The 16,529-nt window shown below is 44.9% G+C and carries 12 protein-coding genes, 9 tRNA genes, 1 rRNA gene and 1 pseudogene; 4 read left to right on the top strand and 19 right to left on the bottom strand.

The genetic code is table 11. The annotated features are described in order from the left end of the window. Positions 1 to 35: 35 nt before the first annotated feature. From lpdA to NQZ91_09395, 4 genes are all read right to left on the bottom strand, one after another. The gene (gene lpdA / locus NQZ91_09410) at positions 36 to 1,805 is read right to left on the bottom strand and encodes a dihydrolipoyl dehydrogenase (GenBank protein UUM57539.1); all 1,770 of its coding nucleotides are present in this window, start codon (positions 1,803 to 1,805) and stop codon (positions 36 to 38) included. A gap of 198 nt (positions 1,806 to 2,003) precedes the next feature. After that, a complete protein-coding gene (locus NQZ91_09405; GenBank protein ID UUM57538.1) occupies positions 2,004 to 3,392 on the bottom strand; it encodes a dihydrolipoamide acetyltransferase in 1,389 nt (462 codons plus the stop codon). Between the two features lie 141 nt (positions 3,393 to 3,533). Further along, on the bottom strand, positions 3,534 to 4,529 hold the full coding sequence (locus NQZ91_09400) for an alpha-ketoacid dehydrogenase subunit beta (GenBank protein UUM57537.1): 996 nt from the start codon (positions 4,527 to 4,529) through the stop codon (positions 3,534 to 3,536). 52 nt (positions 4,530 to 4,581) lie between these two features. Then, positions 4,582 to 5,550: a thiamine pyrophosphate-dependent dehydrogenase E1 component subunit alpha gene (locus NQZ91_09395; GenBank protein ID UUM57536.1), complete on the bottom strand. Its 969-nt coding sequence runs from the start codon at positions 5,548 to 5,550 to the stop codon at positions 4,582 to 4,584. A gap of 232 nt (positions 5,551 to 5,782) precedes the next feature. Between NQZ91_09395 and NQZ91_09390 the strand changes: the two genes are divergently transcribed. Then, entirely contained in the window at positions 5,783 to 6,442 is a 660-nt protein-coding gene (locus tag NQZ91_09390; protein ID UUM57535.1) for a trimeric intracellular cation channel family protein, read from the top strand. A gap of 20 nt (positions 6,443 to 6,462) precedes the next feature. Here NQZ91_09390 and NQZ91_09385 read toward each other — a convergent pair whose 3' ends face one another. The 5 genes from NQZ91_09385 to NQZ91_09365 form a co-directional block, all read right to left on the bottom strand. Next, the gene (locus tag NQZ91_09385) at positions 6,463 to 7,128 is read right to left on the bottom strand and encodes a colicin lysis protein (GenBank protein ID UUM57534.1); all 666 of its coding nucleotides are present in this window, start codon (positions 7,126 to 7,128) and stop codon (positions 6,463 to 6,465) included. 320 nt (positions 7,129 to 7,448) lie between these two features. After that, the gene (locus NQZ91_09380; protein ID UUM57533.1) at positions 7,449 to 8,078 is read right to left on the bottom strand and encodes a copper homeostasis protein CutC; all 630 of its coding nucleotides are present in this window, start codon (positions 8,076 to 8,078) and stop codon (positions 7,449 to 7,451) included. A gap of 49 nt (positions 8,079 to 8,127) precedes the next feature. Beyond that, complete coding sequence (locus tag NQZ91_09375; protein UUM57532.1) at positions 8,128 to 9,036, bottom strand: DMT family transporter; 909 nt, start codon at positions 9,034 to 9,036, stop codon at positions 8,128 to 8,130. Between the two features lie 69 nt (positions 9,037 to 9,105). After that, entirely contained in the window at positions 9,106 to 10,581 is a 1,476-nt protein-coding gene (galT, locus tag NQZ91_09370) for a UDP-glucose--hexose-1-phosphate uridylyltransferase (GenBank protein ID UUM57531.1), read from the bottom strand. 25 nt (positions 10,582 to 10,606) lie between these two features. Then, positions 10,607 to 11,770 (bottom strand): galactokinase, encoded by a 1,164-nt coding sequence (locus tag NQZ91_09365; protein ID UUM57530.1) that lies wholly within the window; start codon positions 11,768 to 11,770, stop codon positions 10,607 to 10,609. 129 nt (positions 11,771 to 11,899) lie between these two features. Between NQZ91_09365 and NQZ91_09360 the strand changes: the two genes are divergently transcribed. The 3 genes and pseudogenes from NQZ91_09360 (at position 11,900) to NQZ91_09350 (ending at position 15,049) form a co-directional block, all read left to right on the top strand. Next, entirely contained in the window at positions 11,900 to 12,898 is a 999-nt protein-coding gene (locus NQZ91_09360; protein ID UUM57529.1) for a LacI family DNA-binding transcriptional regulator, read from the top strand. Positions 12,899 to 13,080: 182 nt separating this feature from the next. After that, positions 13,081 to 13,679 (top strand): annotated as a pseudogene (locus NQZ91_09355) (transposase). Positions 13,680 to 13,792: 113 nt separating this feature from the next. After that, the gene (locus tag NQZ91_09350; GenBank protein ID UUM57528.1) at positions 13,793 to 15,049 is read left to right on the top strand and encodes an ISL3 family transposase; all 1,257 of its coding nucleotides are present in this window, start codon (positions 13,793 to 13,795) and stop codon (positions 15,047 to 15,049) included. A 189-nt stretch (positions 15,050 to 15,238) separates the two neighbouring features. Here NQZ91_09350 and NQZ91_09345 read toward each other — a convergent pair. The 10 genes from NQZ91_09345 to rrf form a co-directional block, all read right to left on the bottom strand. Continuing rightward, positions 15,239 to 15,312 (bottom strand) — tRNA-Pro (locus tag NQZ91_09345). 46 nt (positions 15,313 to 15,358) lie between these two features. Continuing rightward, positions 15,359 to 15,432 (bottom strand) — tRNA-Arg (locus NQZ91_09340). Positions 15,433 to 15,449: 17 nt separating this feature from the next. Further along, positions 15,450 to 15,533, bottom strand: a tRNA-Leu gene (locus NQZ91_09335). Between the two features lie 7 nt (positions 15,534 to 15,540). Further along, positions 15,541 to 15,612, bottom strand: a tRNA-Gly gene (locus tag NQZ91_09330). A gap of 15 nt (positions 15,613 to 15,627) precedes the next feature. Continuing rightward, positions 15,628 to 15,700: transfer RNA gene (locus tag NQZ91_09325), tRNA-Thr, on the bottom strand. Between the two features lie 15 nt (positions 15,701 to 15,715). Continuing rightward, positions 15,716 to 15,797, bottom strand: a tRNA-Leu gene (locus NQZ91_09320). A gap of 3 nt (positions 15,798 to 15,800) precedes the next feature. Beyond that, a tRNA-Lys gene (locus NQZ91_09315) sits at positions 15,801 to 15,873 on the bottom strand. Between the two features lie 65 nt (positions 15,874 to 15,938). Then, a tRNA-Asp gene (locus NQZ91_09310) sits at positions 15,939 to 16,011 on the bottom strand. 113 nt (positions 16,012 to 16,124) lie between these two features. Then, positions 16,125 to 16,197, bottom strand: a tRNA-Val gene (locus tag NQZ91_09305). 25 nt (positions 16,198 to 16,222) lie between these two features. Next, positions 16,223 to 16,338: ribosomal RNA gene (gene rrf, locus NQZ91_09300) — 5S ribosomal RNA — on the bottom strand. Positions 16,339 to 16,529 lie beyond the last annotated feature (191 nt).

Here is a 16,529-nt window from a genome sequence, read left to right as displayed (position 1 = left end):
AAAAGGACTGGACAAGGTCCAATCCTGTGTGATGATTATTTACGTTTTGGTGGGTTGTGGATCGCAACACCAAGCACATCAAGGAAGGCTTCGTACATCACTTCTGAGAAGGTTGGGTGACCGTGGATGGATGCTGCCACGTCATCAACTGTCAACTCAGATTCCATGATAGTTGCTGCTTCGTTGATCATTTCAGCTGCAACTGGACCGATGATATGAACACCAAGGATTTCATGGTATTTCTTATCAGCAATCACTTTTACGAAACCATGTGCTTCATTAGAAGCGATGGCACGACCGTTACCAGTGAAGCTGTTGCGACCGATAAGGATGTTTTCTTTACCGTATTTCTCGATAGCCTGGTCTTCTGTCAAACCAACCATAGCGATTTCTGGGTGTGTGTAAACCGCTGCTGGTGTGAAATCCAATTTAGCCTTGTGGTGGTTACCATGGATGGCATTTTCAGCTGCCACTTCACCCATACGGTAAGCAGCGTGGGCCAACATCTTAGTACCGTTGACATCACCTGGTGCGTAGATACCTGGGATAGATGTTTCTTGGTACTCGTTAACCTTGATACGACCGCGGTCTAGTTCAAGGTTAAGATTTTCAAGACCAGCCAATTGTGGTACACGACCGATTGAAAGAAGGGCTTTTTCAGAAACGATTTCTGAGCCGTCGTTCAATTTGATGGTCAACTGGTTGTTAGCTTCAACGATTTCAGATACACCAACTGAGGTCAAGAATTTCATACCTTTCTTAGAAAGGACTTTTTGCAATTCAACAGACACTTCGCGGTCCATACCTGGAATGATACGGTCTGCCATCTCAACAACTGTTACTTCTGTGCCGTATGATGCGTAAACCAAACCAAGTTCTACACCGACTACGCCGCCACCCATAACAGTGAGTGACTTAGGAATTTCACGCAAGTCAAGGATATCATCAGACGTCAATACCAACTTAGAATCGATACCTGGGATATTGATGCGGGATACCTTAGAACCTGTTGCAAGAACGATGCTACGACCTTTGATAACCTTGTCGCCGATGACAACAGTCTTGTCAGGGTTTACTTGACCAAGACCGTTGAAGATGGTTACCTTATTGGCTTTCAAGAGACCTGCTACACCGCCTGTCAAGGTCTTCACAACCTTGTTCTTGAAGTCAACTGTCTTGTCCATATCAACTGTGTAGTTAGTTGAAGCAAGGTTGATACCACGCTCAGCCGCAATCTTCAAGCCGTCAAGGATTTCCGCGTTTTTGAGGTAGGTCTTCGTTGGGATACATCCCTTGTTCAAGCAGGTACCACCAAATTCTGATTTCTCAACGATAGCGATTTTACCGCCCAATTGAGCACCACGGATAGCCGCGTAGTAACCAGCAGGACCACCACCGACTACGACCATGTCGTACTCATCCGCAGCCAATTCTGCCTTAGGAGCTTGTGGAGCAGCTGCAGCAGGTGCTCCAGGAACTTCCAAGCCAGCTGCTTTCAAATCAGCAGTTGCTTGAGCGACTTCAGCCGCTGCTGGAGCAGCACCGCTACCTGCTTCAACTGTTTCACCTTCTGCACCAAGGTAAGCGATAACTTCTGTTACAGGAACAGTCGCACCGTTACCATGAACGATTTTCAAAAGAACACCTGAATCTTCAGCTTCTAGCTCCATGCTAGTCTTGTCAGACATCATTTCCAAAATCACATCGCCTTCATTGACAAAATCACCTTCTTGTTTTTTCCACTCGATGATTTCGCCTTCTTGCATATCTACACCAAGTTTAGGCATAATAATTTCAATTGCCATGATTAAGATACCAAGAGCGAAGAGAAAGCGACTGAAAAATTAGGAAATCGTAGAAAATCCTGATTTTCTAAACGATTTATCTATTTTTCCGAGCTTTCCGCTCGGGTTCAATTGCTAAAACTCTCTCGCTCTTATTCCCTTTCTTTATTTTCTATTCAGAAATCTAATTCTCTAGTTTAAACCAATGGAGATCTTATCTTAGATCAACAATTCAAGCGGGTTTTCCAACAAGTTCTTGAGGTCAACCATGAATTTCGCGCCGTTCATACCATCAACAATACGGTGGTCAATGGTCAAGCAGAGTGCCATGATTGGACGGATTTTGATTTCACCGTCGATGACAACCGGTGTTTGAACCGTTGACGCCACACCAAGGATAGCAGAGTTTGGTTGGTTGATGATTGGGTTAAAGGTCTTAGTTCCAAACATACCCAAGTTTGTGATAGAGAATGTCGAACCAGACATTTCAGCACCCTTCAACTTACCAGATTGCGCTTTCTTGATGACATCTTTGGATGCAACCACGAATTCAGACAAGCTCATCTTATCTGCACCGTGAACAACTGGTACAACCAGACCTCCATCCATACCAACAGCGATACCAAGGTTAACGAACTTGTGCAATTCGATTTCTTGAGCATCGTTGATGAGAGACGCATTCATGTAACGGTGTTCTTCTTTCATAAGCGTACGAACAACTGCAAGACTGATCAAGTCTGTGAAGGTTACTTTAAGACCTGTCTTGTTCATGATTGGTTCAAGAACCTGCTTACGAAGTGCCATGAGGTTGGTCATGTCAATGTCGTAGTTCAGCGTGAAGGTTGGTGCAGTCAAGTAAGAGTTAACCATACCTTTCGAAATAGCCTTACGCATTGGACTCATCTTGATGATTTCAACGCCTTCTGGCAATTCTTTGACTGATTTTTCTTCTGCTTTAGGACTAGCTGCTGCTTCAACCGCTGGAGCTGGTGCAACAAGGGCAAGAACGTCTTCTTTCTTGATTTTACCGTTGACACCTGTTCCTGTCACAGTTGTCAAATCAACACCCAGGTCAGCTGCAATACGAGCTGCAAGTGGAGTAGCCTTAGGAGCCGCACCTTTGAAGTCTTCAACGTCAGACTTGTGGACACGACCATTGGCACCCGTACCAGGTACTAAACCAAGGTCGATACCCAAATCACGCGCCAATTTACGAGCTGCTGGAGTTGCACGAACTTTACCACCACCTTGCGGTTTCGCAGCCACTACTGGAGTTACAATAACCGGTGTACGGCTAGCAGGAACTTCTTCGATAGCTGCTGCTGGCTCAACCGCTGGAGCAGAGCTACCAGCCGCTTCCACTGTTTCACCTTCTGCGCCGAGATAGGCAATGACTTCCGTTACCGGAACTGTCGCACCATTTCCATGCACAATTTTCAAGAGAACGCCTGACTCTTCAGCTTCCAATTCCATGCTGGTTTTATCAGACATCATTTCCAAGATGACGTCGCCTTCATTGACGAAATCGCCTTCCTGTTTTTTCCACTCGATGATTTCACCTTCTTGCATGTCCACACCGAGCTTAGGCATAATAATTTCAATTGCCATATTTAAGATACCAGGGCCCAACAGAGAGTGACTGGAAATGAGAAATTCCTAAAAATTCCTGATTCCCCAACTCTCCGGCCGGGTTCAATTCCTTTCTTTCAGTTTCTTACGTTTCATTCTTGTTTATAACAAGATTTTCTCTTAACCCTTGTTAACTTGTTTGTAGATTGCCGCTTTGATTTTCTCTACGTTTGGCAATACAGCATTTTCAAGAACGTTTGCGTAAGGAACTGGTACATCGTCTGAAGCGATACGGATGATTGGTGCATCCAAGTAGTCAAAGGCTTCACTTTCAGTGATGATTGATGCGATTTCACCGATGAAACCACCTGTTTTGTAAGCATCGTTGACCAAGATAACCTTACCAGTTTTCTTCACTGATTCGATGATCAATTCTTTATCCAATGGGATAAGGGTACGTGGGTCAACCACTTCAACGCTGATGCCTTCTGCAGCCACTTCATCAGCAGCTTGGATTGCACGCTCAAGCATACGTCCGTAGGAGATGATAGTCACATCTGTACCTTCGCGCTTGATGTCCCCTTTACCAAGTGGAATGTAGAAATCTGGATCCAAGTTGACTTCTTCTTTTTTACCGTAAAGAGCTTTTGGCTCCAAGAAGATAACTGGGTTGTTATCAAGGATAGATGATTTCAATAGACCTTTTGCATCGTTAGCTGTACCAGGTGCGACAACCTTGATACCTGGGATGTGCGTCAACCAAGCTTCAAGAGATTGTGAGTGCTGGGCAGCAGAACCGATACCTGAACCTGAAGCCACACGGAAAGTTACAGGTGTCTTCAAACCACCACCAAACATGTAGTTTGTTTTAGCAGCTTGGTTAACAATCGCATCAAGGGCAATTGTTACGAAGTCCATGAAGGTCAAGTCAACGATTGGACGAAGACCAGTTTGAGCCGCACCAACTGCAGAACCAGCAATTGCTGCCTCAGAGATAGGCGTGTCGCGAACGCGTTTTGGACCAAATTCATCCAACATACCAACAGATGTACCGAAGTCACCGCCGTAGATACCGACGTCTTCACCCATCAAGAATACTTTTTCATCCTTACGCATTTCTTCGCTTTGAGCCAAGTTAATCGCTTCACGCAAGGCCATTACTTTTGTTTCAGCCATTTTTACAATTTCTCCTACTTATAAAAAATTTTTCTTCAATCTAGACTGTAGACTAGTCCACAAAAACGTCTTCGTATGCAATTGAAATATCTGGATCTGGGCTTTCTTGTGCGAATTTCACAGCTGCTTCTACTTGCTCTGCAACTTGTGCTTCGATTGCATCCAATTCTTCGTCGGTAGCAATTTTGTTTTCAGTCAAATACTTGCGGTATTTCTTAAGCGGATCTTTTGCTTTCCACTCGTTAACTTCTTCTTTTGTACGGTAAACACCAGCATCGGCTGTTGAGTGACCAAACCAACGATAAGATTCAACCTCAACCATGGCTGGACCGTTACCTGCACGAACATATTCGATAACTTCTTGCATTTTCTCGTAAACAGCAACCACATCGTTACCATCTTCGATATAGTGACCTGGCATACCGTAAGCCGCTGCACGAAGGTAAAGGTGAGGAATCTTCGTGGAGTAAGAAATATCAGTTGAGATACCGTAGCGGTTGTTTGTGATAAAGAAGATAACTGGCAAATTCCAAACAGCTGCCAAGTTCATTGACTCATGGAAAGAACCTTCGTTCGTCGCTGAGTCACCTGAGAAGGCGATAACGATATTATCTGTACCAAGGTATTGTTGGGTCAAAGCCGCACCAACAGCCAGGGCATAACCACCACCTACGATACCGTTAGAACCGAAGTTCCCTTTTTCAACGTTGGCCAAGTGCATGGAACCACCACGGCCTTTAGATGTACCAGTTGCCTTACCAGCAAGCTCTGCCATCATACCGTTGATATCAATACCTTTTGCAATGACGTGACCGTGACCACGGTGGTGAGAGAAGATAATATCTTGGTCTGTCAAGCTAGCAATCGGACCTACCGCTGCTGCTTCTTCACCAACTGAGAAGTGAGTCATACCTTGTACAAAGCCACGACGCACTAATTTGTTCAACTTCATGTCAACATCACGAATTTGCTGCATTTTCAAGAACATATCCAAATGTTGCTCTTTTGAAATAGATACCATAATTTCCTCCAAAGGTTTTTTCTCTTTCCTTACTATGATAGACCTTTTTTTCACAAATGGCAAATTTTTGAACCGTTTTCCATTTTCTTGTAAACTTTCTGAAAACCTTGATTTCGTTCACTTTTTCACAAAAATGTCGACAAGGACACACCTGATAAAGTTCTTTTTATCACAAACTTTTTTCTCTTGAATTTCCAATTGTTTCTATGGTAAACTAGAGGTGGAGGTAGGTATGGATTTTGAGCTATTTCTTATCATTTGTAACTACATAGGGACAATCGCTTTTGCTGTTTCAGGTGCCGTTAAAGGTTTCAGAAAAAAACTAGATATATTTGGGATTTCTCTCCTCAGTCTGATGACAGCTGTGGGAGGTGGTATTATTCGAGATATCATGGCCAATCGTATTCCAACTGCTCTGACGGACCCTTCAGCCATCTACTTATCCGTTGTCGTGGCCATTCTACTCTATCTCTGCGCCATTCATATCCGACAGGATACACCTCTTGACAAGCAGGCCCTGATTCTCCTTGCCCAAACCAACCTCATCTTCGACGCGATAGGTCTGGCGATTTTCGCCCTAATCGGGGCCAACACTGGCATAGAGTTACAGCTAAATGCTGTGACAACAGGTATTCTTGCGACCCTGACTGGAGTTGGTGGTGGCATTGTCCGAGACTTATTGGTCAATGAGACCCCTATTGTCCTTCGAGAGGACGTTTATGCTGTCTTGGCCCTATTTTCCGGTATGATTTACCATATCTGTGTGGTCAATTGGCAACTACCTCAAATTCCTACCTTTATTACTATATTTGTCATCTCTTTGATTATCCGACTGCTAGTCATCAAATACAAAATCAATCTTCCCAACATGGATAGAAAACCAAAGGCCTGAGCATCAACTCAAGCCTTTTACTATTGTGCTTCTATCTGAATCCAGGTCAAACTGTTCAGATCAAAAACTGGTGATTCTGCTTCTATCTCAGGAACAGGACCCAATCCCGGAATATGTTCGTCATATTGATAGAGCTTGGATTGACCAGCAACCTCATAAAGATAGCTACCATCTTGTAGGGGACGGAGAATGGCCTCCTCACCTATTTCAGGACCGATATGACGGAAACTGTCAACCAGGCGTAAGAGGTCCCCTCCACCATACAGAGTATAGAGGTCAATCAGCACATAACTATCTGATTTTTTCAGAGCAATGATCAGATCTTCAACCCCATCTTGGTTAAAATCATACAGGCTATAGAAAGCGCCAGCATAGATTTCCGGCTGATGAACCAAGAATAATTGGGTGCTGACCTGTTCGGGATTGATAGCTTCTGGTTGGGCAAGACTAGCTTGGTAATTTCCGATGACGTCCTGATAAATTACTGGTAAGGAAAAACCTTGCTGAGCAGAAGACCCCGCCTCTTGCTCACTTGAACCAACCGATATCTCTTCTGATTCCGTTGGAGCAGAAGTTTGAGTAGACGTTTCTGTCTCAGTAGTAGTGGACTGCAAATCTGCTGGCTGACAAGCAGCTAGAAATGTCATAGCCCCCAAGAGCAGACCAAGATATTTTACCCTCTTCATAGAAACCTCCAAATGTTCTTTCTATTCTTAGTATAACAAATATTCTGAGGCTTGTATAGGATTTGGAGAGCCAGAACGAATAACCCCTGACTCTCATAACATATCTGAAGTCAGTCACCCCTTTCAAACTAGCTCAATAGTAACAGCATTCTTTGTCTCCAATCTACAGATAGTTCAATGCTCATAGTTCTCGCTCCATCCCCGATAAAATATAAAAAAGAAAGAAAACACCCGACAAATGCCGGGCGCCTTCAGGAGATTATATGAAAAAGAATAAATAGAGTATACTGAAGACTCCTTAAAGAAAACTTAAAGTTTTCTTACCAAAACAATTTTGTTCCATGGACTTGGTCAATCGGTAGCTTGTTGACCAATTCTGGAACGTTATTCACCGTCAATCCACCACCAATAAGGATTTGAATTTTTCCCTTGGCATAAGTCACAATCTCGTTTAGCCAGTCAATGTTTTCCAAAGCACAACCAGACAGATTACCCCGCGTTAAAATCCGCGTCACACCGTGTGCTGCCAGCCAATCAATGGCCTCAAATTGTCTCCTGCGTGGTATTTGATCAAAGGCCATGTGAAAAACAACTTCGCACCCTTCAGACACGGCCAATAATTTCTCCAAAGCGACCTCGTCCAGCCAATTTTCCTCGGTCAACAGACCATAAACCAGACCGTCCGAACCCAGTTTCTTGGCCACCTTACAATCTTCTACCATCATGTCCACTTCCACCTCATCATAACAGAAATTCCCGCCACGGGGGCGAATCATGGTCATGACCGTCGCATCATTTTCATGGGCCAGTTGACAAACGTAATCAATCACCGCATAGCTAGGTGTCGTTCCACCGACTGCCAAATTATCGCACAACTCCACTCGTTGCGCCCCTAAAGAAAGGGCACGCGCTACGTCAATATGGTTCTCCGAACAAAATTCTCTAAGCATATTTTCTCCTTTGTAAGCCTTTTCTTTTAGTATAACAAAAAAGAGCATCTTAACCAATACTCTTTCGTGAAATCACTAAATCTTTCAGGGAAATCAGTAGAACAGCCACCAAAATCAGCACCATCCCCAAAAAATCAATGGGATAAAATTGCTCATTAACTAGCCAAACGGCAAAAAAGACCGATGCGACCGGCTCAATCGAAGCCAACAGACTGCCCTTGACCGGACCGACCATGCTGACGCCCTTGAGAAAGGCCGTATAGGCAAAAATGGTACCAACACCAACAATTCCCAACATGCCCAAGAGACTACCACCGTCCACGGGAAGGCTCTGGCCCCAGGTCCTAAAGGCAAAAACTGCCACCAAACCACCCATCAGCATGCCAATCCCAATGACCACCATACTTCCATATTGGCGAATATAGCGACTAGGCAGGATGATATAGAGGGCGTAAGTGAAGGCTGAGAAAATCCCCCATGCCAGACCAAGCGGTGTCACCGCCAGCTTGTCCAATTGCCCATGTGTCGCAATCAGAAATGTACCTACTACAGCAAGAGCAATCGACATCAATTCAACCGCTGTCGGCTTTTGTCGGTCCCGCAGACAGGTATAACCCAAGACCAAAATAGGACAGAGGTATTGCAAAACCGTTGCCGTACCGGCATTTGTATAGTAAATGGCTTGTAGATAAGCGATTTGATTGAGCACCAAGCCCAGCATGGCAAAGAGGAAAATCCCAAGCAGGGCCTTTTTATTTTTCAAAACAGCCATCAACTGGTCCCTACTGGTCAAATAGGCCACGCCCAGCAGAACCACGCCCGAAATCACCAAACGCAGGGTCGTAATCATCTCAACCGTCACCCCACGCGTCATCAAATATTGCCCACTGACTCCCGACAAACCCCAAGCAATACCTGCCACAAGCGTAATGAAAGTCCCAATTTTTGAATTTTTCATATCTACTCCTTTGATAACTTTTACTATTATAACAAAAAGAGCAGGCGTCTGCCTACCCTTCGAAAGTTATTATACAACCCCCACAAACTCGACAAATCTTCTAAAGGCAGCTTGGCCTTCTGGTGTGCGTTTGTAGACGCCGGCATCTTCAAGTACACGGGCAAAGATTTGTCCCACCGACGTGCGGACAATCTCTTGGACATTTTCAGCGGTAATTGAGCTGTGAGCGGTCTTCAAGCGGTCTGCCCAGTCTTGGTGATAGGCTGCCACTTGACTGTCCTGCCCCAGCAGGAATTTCTCCACCTCGGCCAACTCCGCCTTAAGGCGCGGTGGCAAGATGGCCAAGCCCATGACTTCAATCAAGCCGATATTTTCTTTCTTGATATGCTGAACATCTGGATGAGGATGGTAAATGCCGTCTGGAAATTCCTCCGAAGTCTGATTGTCGCGGAGGACCAAGTCCAGCTCATAACGACCGTCACGCTTGCGGGCAATCGGTGTAATGGTATGATGCGGTACTCCATTCGTCTCAGCCTTAATTCCAACCAAGTCATCTGAATAGCTCCGCCATTTTTCCAAAATCTTAGCCGCCAAACCAAGCAGCGCCGTCCGATCGCTGGAAGTCAAACGGATGACCGACATGGGCCACTTGACCAGTCCAGCCTGTACACCTTCAAAGCCTGTAAACGTCAGCTCCTGCTCAATCGGAGCCTCATCCATAGGGAAGGTGTGCCGACCACCCTGATAGTGATTGTGGGTCAAGATAGAGCCACCAGAAATCGGCAAATCCGAATTGGAACCGACAAAATAACCCGGCAAAAGGTCAATCAAATCCAAGAGTTGCTCAAAGGTCTGTGGCGTAATGGCCATTGGCACATGCTCAGCATTGAGGAAAATGGCATGCTCATTAAAATAAGCATAGGGCGAATACTGAAAGCCCCAGTTCTCCTGCCCCAACTGAAGACGAATAATCCGGTGATTGGCACGAGCAGGATGATTGATCCGCCCCTGATAGCCCTCATTTTCCATACAGAGCAGGCATTTAGGATAATTACTTGCTTCTGCTAATTTGGCCGCCGCAATGGCTTTCGGATCCTTCTCTGGTTTGGACAAGTTGATGGTGATTTCCAGATTGCCATAATCTGTCGGTACTTGGTAATAGATATTTTTGGCAACAGCTGCTAGCTTGATATAATCATTGCGCTTGCTGAGGTCATAGAAATCCGCAATAGCCTGCTCCGGACTATTTTCATAGGTCGCCCAAAATTGACGGTTAACCTGACTAGGAGCCGGTGTCACCAAGTCCATCAGACTAGCCCCAACCATGTCCTGCTCCTCCAAGAGTTCCCCAACTTGACCAGCCTCAAGAGCCGATGCCAACAAGGCATCTTTGAGGGCAATCATATCCGTCAGCTCCGTCTCAATGTCCAAGACCTGCTCGCCAACCAAAGCCAAAACCCGATTGCGCAGATAGAGACGGTCCATCTCCTCAAAGTCACTATGAACAATCGCTTGCTCCACAAATGTATCTACCAGATTTGCCATCGTCTCTCCTTCATCATTTCACATCTTACAAAACGGTTGAACCGCCAGCAATTTCTGCCACATAAAAGCTAGGTGCATAGCCGACCACTTCTGTGTAGGTCTTGCCAACATTTTCCTTAAAGGCTTCTACCTTATCCTTGTGGACAATGGCAATGCCACAGCCACCAAATCCTGCTCCCGTCATCCTCGCCCCGAGAACGCCCTCTTGTTGCCAAGCGGTATGGGCCAACGTATCTAATTCCAGACCGGTCACTTCATAATCATGCTCCAAGGACACATGTGAGGCATTGACCAGACGACCGAATTTTGCCAAATCACCAGCTTCAAGCGCTGCCCGAGCCTGCAAGGTCCGTTGATTTTCCAGAACGGCATGTCGCGCCCGTTTGAGACGGTTTTCGTCCTTAATCAAGTAAGCATATTCGTCAAAAGTCCATTCGTCCAACTCACCCAAGGTCTCGATAGAGAGGACAGAATTGAGCTCTTCCACCGCTTTTTCACATTCCGCACGGCGCTCATTGTACTTAGAATCTGCCAATTCACGGCGCTTATTGGTATTCATGATAACAATGACATGGTCGCCCAAATCCAGCGGCACCAAGTCATATTCCAACGTATTGGTATCTAGGTAAATCGCCTTATTGTCCGCACCCATACCGATAGCAAATTGGTCCATGATTCCTGAATTAACCCCGATGAACTGATTTTCCGTCAATTTTCCGATTTTAACCAAATCAAGGCGAGTCAAGTCTAACTTGTATAGCTCCTCCGCAATAATCCCAATCAGCAGTTCCAAAGAGGCTGATGAGGACAGGCCAGACCCATTTGGAATATTGCCATAGATATAGACGTCCATACCCGAGTCAATCGTATGTCCAGCCTCCTGCAAGAACTTAAGTACGCCCTTGGCGTAGTTGGTCCAGTTATGGGCCTTGTCATAGACTAAATTGCCCAAATCCACCTCAATAATACCCAATTCCTCAAAATTGGCAGAGTAAAAGCGCAGGACTTGGTCATCACGCTTGCGGGCTGCACCATAGGTCCCCAAAGTAATGGCAGCTGGGAAAACATGACCGCCGTTGTAGTCCGTGTGTTCACCAATCAGGTTAATTCGACCTGGCGAGAAGAATGCCGCGTCCGCTTCTTGACCAAATACATCCTGAAAGGCTTGTGTGATTTGTTCCTTGTTCATAAGAACCTCCTTGAATTGTAATCGATTTCTTTTATTTTATATCTAAAAAAAGACCTTGTCAAGAATTTACTAAAATTTTACTAATCTTTTCTATTGTGCTATAATCAAAGAAAAAGAAAGGGGAAAGCCATGGTCACTATCAAAGAAATTGCAGTTAGAGCACAGCTCTCATCCGCCACTATTTCCAGAGTTCTCAATGGAGATAACAGCCTATCCGTCAGTCCAGAAACTCGCGAACGCATCCTAGACTTGGCTCAAGAAATGGGCTATACCAAACATTTGAAAAAGCAGGCGCCCCAACAAAAAGGCACCATCGGACTTGTCCAATGGTACACAGAAAGCGAGGAATTAGCCGACCTCTACTATTACTCTATCCGCGTCAGCATCGAGCGCGAGGCTAGCCGACTGGGCTATCAGCTCATCCTCTCCTTCAACGACCTGAGCAATCCGCTCCTGGCCGAGGTTAACGGCATCATCGCAGTGGGCAAATTTTCTTCTAGGCAAATAGCAGAGCTGACCAGCTTGTCTCCTCATCTGGTCTTTGTGGACAGTGATACTCTGACCGAAGGGTTCTCCTGTGTAACCACTGATTTTAACCACTCGGTTCAAACCGTCATCAATCATTTTCGCAGTCAAGGTATCGCTGACATCGGACTGCTAGTCGGGCAGGAAAAGACCTCCGACGGACAAGACCTGCCTGCCGACCCCCGCTTGCTCAGCTATCATGACTATCTGTCCACCTTGGGCATCTACAAAGAAAATTACTGCTATATCGGGAAATTTTCCACCCAGTCAGGCTACGAACTGATGACCCGTGCAATACAAGAATTGGGCGACGACCTGCCACCAGCCTTCTTCATGGCCAACGATACGCTGGCTGTCGGTGCTTTGCGAGCCCTACAAGAGCGGCAAATTGAGGTTCCTGATCGTGTTCAAATCATCACCTTCAACGACACCGCCATCACTCGTCAAGTCTATCCGGCACTCTCCTCTATCAGCGTTTTCACGGAGGAAATGGGCCTTGAAGCTATGCAACTCTTGGACCGCATCATTGCAAATCCAACCACCCACCACCCACGAAAAATCAAACTCAGAACGACATTGACCATTAGAGAAAGTTCATATTAAAAAAGGCTCTTTGTCAACAGTTGTAGGTGGGCGAAAATGACTTTTACGCGATTTCTAACCTGTCTGGAATAGCGTAAAAATCAACACTATGGACATGTTTAGCCCATGTTATCAGCTGGCTAACCCCTTCGCTTTCTAATTTCCAAGCTCAGGCTGAAATAGTCTCCCAGACTATTTCACTCCCGCATGCCAAAATCGTCCTTGATCGCTTTCATATTGTTCAACAACTTAGCCGTGCTATGAACCGTGTTCGTATTCAAATTATGAATCAATTCGACAGAAAATCGCACGAATACCGAGCCTTAAAACGCTACTGGAAATTGATACAACAAGATAGCCGGAAAATCAATGATAAACGATTTTATCGCCCTATGTTTCGAATGCATTTGACTAACAAGGAAATACTGGAAAAACTCCTGTCTTTTTCAGAGGTACTACGACAACACTATGAACTCTATCAATTGCTCTTATTCCATGTCCAAGAGAAGAACTCAGACCATTTCTTTGACCTCATCGAACAGGAAATAGCCACTGTTAATCCTATTTTCCAGACGGTATTTAAGACATTTCTAAAGGATAAAGACAAGGTTTTGAATGCCCTAGAATTGCCCTATTCCAACGCCAAACTGGAAGCTACCAATAATCTCATCAAAGTCATTAAGAGAAATGCCTTTGGTTTCAGGAAGATGAGTACTTTAAAAAACGCATTTTGATTGCTTTGAACAGTGAAAAGGGCTGGGGAGAGCCCTATTCAGCTTATCTCCTAAAAACAGCTCTATAATTTCTGTAGTGGGTAAATCCACTGTAGAGATTATGTAGCCTTTTTGAGTGTATACAAAAAATCCCATATGACCTATAATGAAAAGCAACCACACTCACATTAGAAAGACTCATATGGAACTACTTCATCATACCACAGAACTAATCGGAATCAAAGACAAAAACATCAAAATTCTCTTCGTTTTAAAACATCAGACCCATCTGGAAATTCGAGCAAGGCTGGATTATGACAGCCCTAGCTGTCCTCATTGCCAAGGGAAGTGTATCAAGTACGATTTTCAAAAGTCGTCAAAGATTCCGATTTTGGATTGTCAGGGCTTTCCGACCCTCCTCTTGCTTAAGAAACGACGGTTTCAATGCAAATCTTGCCAAAAAGTGACTGTAGCTGAGACAGCTCTAGTCAAGAAAAACTGTCAGATTTCCCAACCTATTTGGGAGAAAATCACACAACTCCATACAGAAAACATGACCAATATAGCCATCGCTAGGAGACTACATATCTCCGTGTCAGTTGTCCAGAGGAAACTGGCTCAATTTCAATTTGAGCATGATTTTATGACATTACCAAAAGTCTTGAGCTGGGATGAATTTAGTCGGAACAAGGGAAAACTCGCCTTTATTGCTCAGGATTTTGAGACGAGATCGATTGTGACCATTCTTGACAACAACCGCCAAGTCACCATCAAGAACTATTTCTACAAGTATCCTAGGGAGGTCAGAGAGACTGTCAAGGTCGTGACGGTGGACATGTCGGGGAGCTATATTCCCATCATCAAAAAACTATTTCCAAGAGCTAAAATTGTCCTTGATAGATTTCACATTATCCAACACCTGAGCCGTGCTATGATGAGGACTAGGATTGATATTATGAAGACTTTCGATACGCGTTCCCTACCTTATCGATCCATGAAAAATCACTGGCGTATTCTCCAAAAAGATAGTCGTAAACTGTCTCTGAATCGCTTCTATTCCCGCACTTTTGGGCAAACAGTAACACCGAAAGAGGTTGTCCAGAAGACATTGAATTTCTCTGTGGAACTGAAATTCTATTACGAACTCTACCAGGTCCTTCTCTTCCATTTCCAAGAGAAGAACTCGAAACATTTCTTCGAGCTTCTAGAGGACAACCTGAATCTTGTCAATCCAACCTTTAGGACTGTTTTTAAGACATTTCTAAAATATAAAACTTACATCACGAACGCCATGGAACTTCCATGTTCCAACGCTAAACTGGAAGCGACCAATAAACTCATCAAAGACATTAAGAGGCAAGCGTTTGGCTTTAGGAACTTTACGAACTTTAAAACCAAGATATATATTGCTTTAAACATCAAAAATGAGAGAACGAAGTTCGTCCTCTCTAGGTGTTAGCTTTTCATCTACCCACTACAGTTGACAAAGAGCCCTAAAAACTAGAAAGAGATAAAGAAAGAGAGAACGAAGTTCGTCCTCTCTAGGTCTTAGCTTTTCATCTACCCACTAAAGTTGACAAAGAGCTTAAATTTTTTGAACAGTAAAATCAAAAAAGAATGCCCAATGAGCACTCTTTGATTTGTAACATCGGGAAGACAGGATTCGAACCTGCGACACCTTGGTCCCAAACCAAGTACTCTACCAAGCTGAGCTACTTCCCGTTATCACTAAAAATAAAGCTCCCCTAATGAAGCATTAAGCGAGTCATGCACCCTAGAGGATTCGAACCTCTAACCGCCTGATTCGTAGTCAGGTACTCTATCCAGTTGAGCTAAGGGTGCTTCCTATAATACGTCCATGCCGAGGACCGGAATCGAACCGGTACGATGTTGCCATCGCAGGATTTTAAGTCCTGTGCGTCTGCCTGTTCCGCCACCCCGGCCTCTCAAAGCGAACGACGGGATTCGAACCCGCGACCCCCACCTTGGCAAGGTGGTGTTCTACCACTGAACTACGTTCGCAACCTATTCAGTTAATGCCGGCTACATGACTTGAACACGCGACCCTCTGATTACAAATCAGATGCTCTACCAACTGAGCTAAGCCGGCTTACTATTATCCTTATGCGGGTTAAGGGACTTGAACCCCCACGCCCGAAAGCGCCAGATCCTAAATCTGGTGCGTCTGCCAATTCCGCCAAACCCGCATATGACTCGTGCTGGGCTCGAACCAGCGACCCATTGATTAAAAGTCAATTGCTCTACCAACTGAGCTAACGAGTCGAAAATATGATGCAAACTCTGTTTGCTCTATTTCCAACTTCAAATAGTCTCCCAGACTATTTGAACGGTCCCGACGGGAATCGAACCCGCGATCTTCGCCGTGACAGGGCGACGTGATAACCGCTACACTACGGGACCTATCTGTACTCAAGCTAAAATCCTAGTGAAAAAGATAAACTTCCTAGAGCCATTGACTCTGCGTCAGTTTCCTATTTTCAGACGGATTTCTTAACGCTTTTAGTAACATGATATGGGAGTTAACGGGATCGAACCGCTGACCCTCTGCTTGTAAGGCAGATGCTCTCCCAGCTGAGCTAAACTCCCAAATGGAATCATCTGATTCCTATGCGCTAAGCGACTACCGTATCTAACAGGGGGCAACCCCCAACTACTTCAGGCGTTCTAGGGCTTAACTGCTGTGTTCGGCATGGGAACAGGTGTATCTCCTAGGCTATCGTCACTTAACTTCTGTTGAATGGAATTGTACTCGGACTAAAATCCTAGTGAAAAAGATAAACTTCCTAGAGTCTACAGACTCTGCGTCAGTTTCCTATTTTCTTACGGATTTTGTAACGCCCTCGTTACTTCACTTTATCCACTCAAAATTGAATATCTATATTCTAACAAGAAACAACCACGCTGTCAATATTGACTTC

Source organism: Streptococcus suis (assembly GCA_024583055.1).
In the GTDB taxonomy this organism is placed as follows: Bacteria; Bacillota; Bacilli; order Lactobacillales; family Streptococcaceae; genus Streptococcus; species Streptococcus suis_V.
This window is presented reverse-complemented; position numbering and strand designations above follow the sequence as displayed.

Excerpts from the sequence above, each read along its gene's own strand:
- NQZ91_09385 (UUM57534.1), bottom strand. The coding sequence starts at position 7,128 with ATGAAGAGGGTAAAATATCTTGGTCTGCTCTTGGGGGCTATGACATTT.
- NQZ91_09380 (UUM57533.1), bottom strand. The coding sequence starts at position 8,078 with ATGCTTAGAGAATTTTGTTCGGAGAACCATATTGACGTAGCGCGTGCC.
- NQZ91_09400 (UUM57537.1), bottom strand. The coding sequence starts at position 4,529 with ATGGCTGAAACAAAAGTAATGGCCTTGCGTGAAGCGATTAACTTGGCT.
- lpdA (UUM57539.1), bottom strand. The coding sequence starts at position 1,805 with ATGGCAATTGAAATTATTATGCCTAAACTTGGTGTAGATATGCAAGAA.
- galT (UUM57531.1), bottom strand. The coding sequence starts at position 10,581 with ATGGCAAATCTGGTAGATACATTTGTGGAGCAAGCGATTGTTCATAGT.
- NQZ91_09360 (UUM57529.1), top strand. The coding sequence starts at position 11,900 with ATGGTCACTATCAAAGAAATTGCAGTTAGAGCACAGCTCTCATCCGCC.
- NQZ91_09395 (UUM57536.1), bottom strand. The coding sequence starts at position 5,550 with ATGGTATCTATTTCAAAAGAGCAACATTTGGATATGTTCTTGAAAATG.
- NQZ91_09390 (UUM57535.1), top strand. The coding sequence starts at position 5,783 with ATGGATTTTGAGCTATTTCTTATCATTTGTAACTACATAGGGACAATC.
- NQZ91_09365 (UUM57530.1), bottom strand. The coding sequence starts at position 11,770 with ATGAACAAGGAACAAATCACACAAGCCTTTCAGGATGTATTTGGTCAA.
- NQZ91_09405 (UUM57538.1), bottom strand. The coding sequence starts at position 3,392 with ATGGCAATTGAAATTATTATGCCTAAGCTCGGTGTGGACATGCAAGAA.
- NQZ91_09375 (UUM57532.1), bottom strand. The coding sequence starts at position 9,036 with ATGAAAAATTCAAAAATTGGGACTTTCATTACGCTTGTGGCAGGTATT.
- NQZ91_09350 (UUM57528.1), top strand. The coding sequence starts at position 13,793 with ATGGAACTACTTCATCATACCACAGAACTAATCGGAATCAAAGACAAA.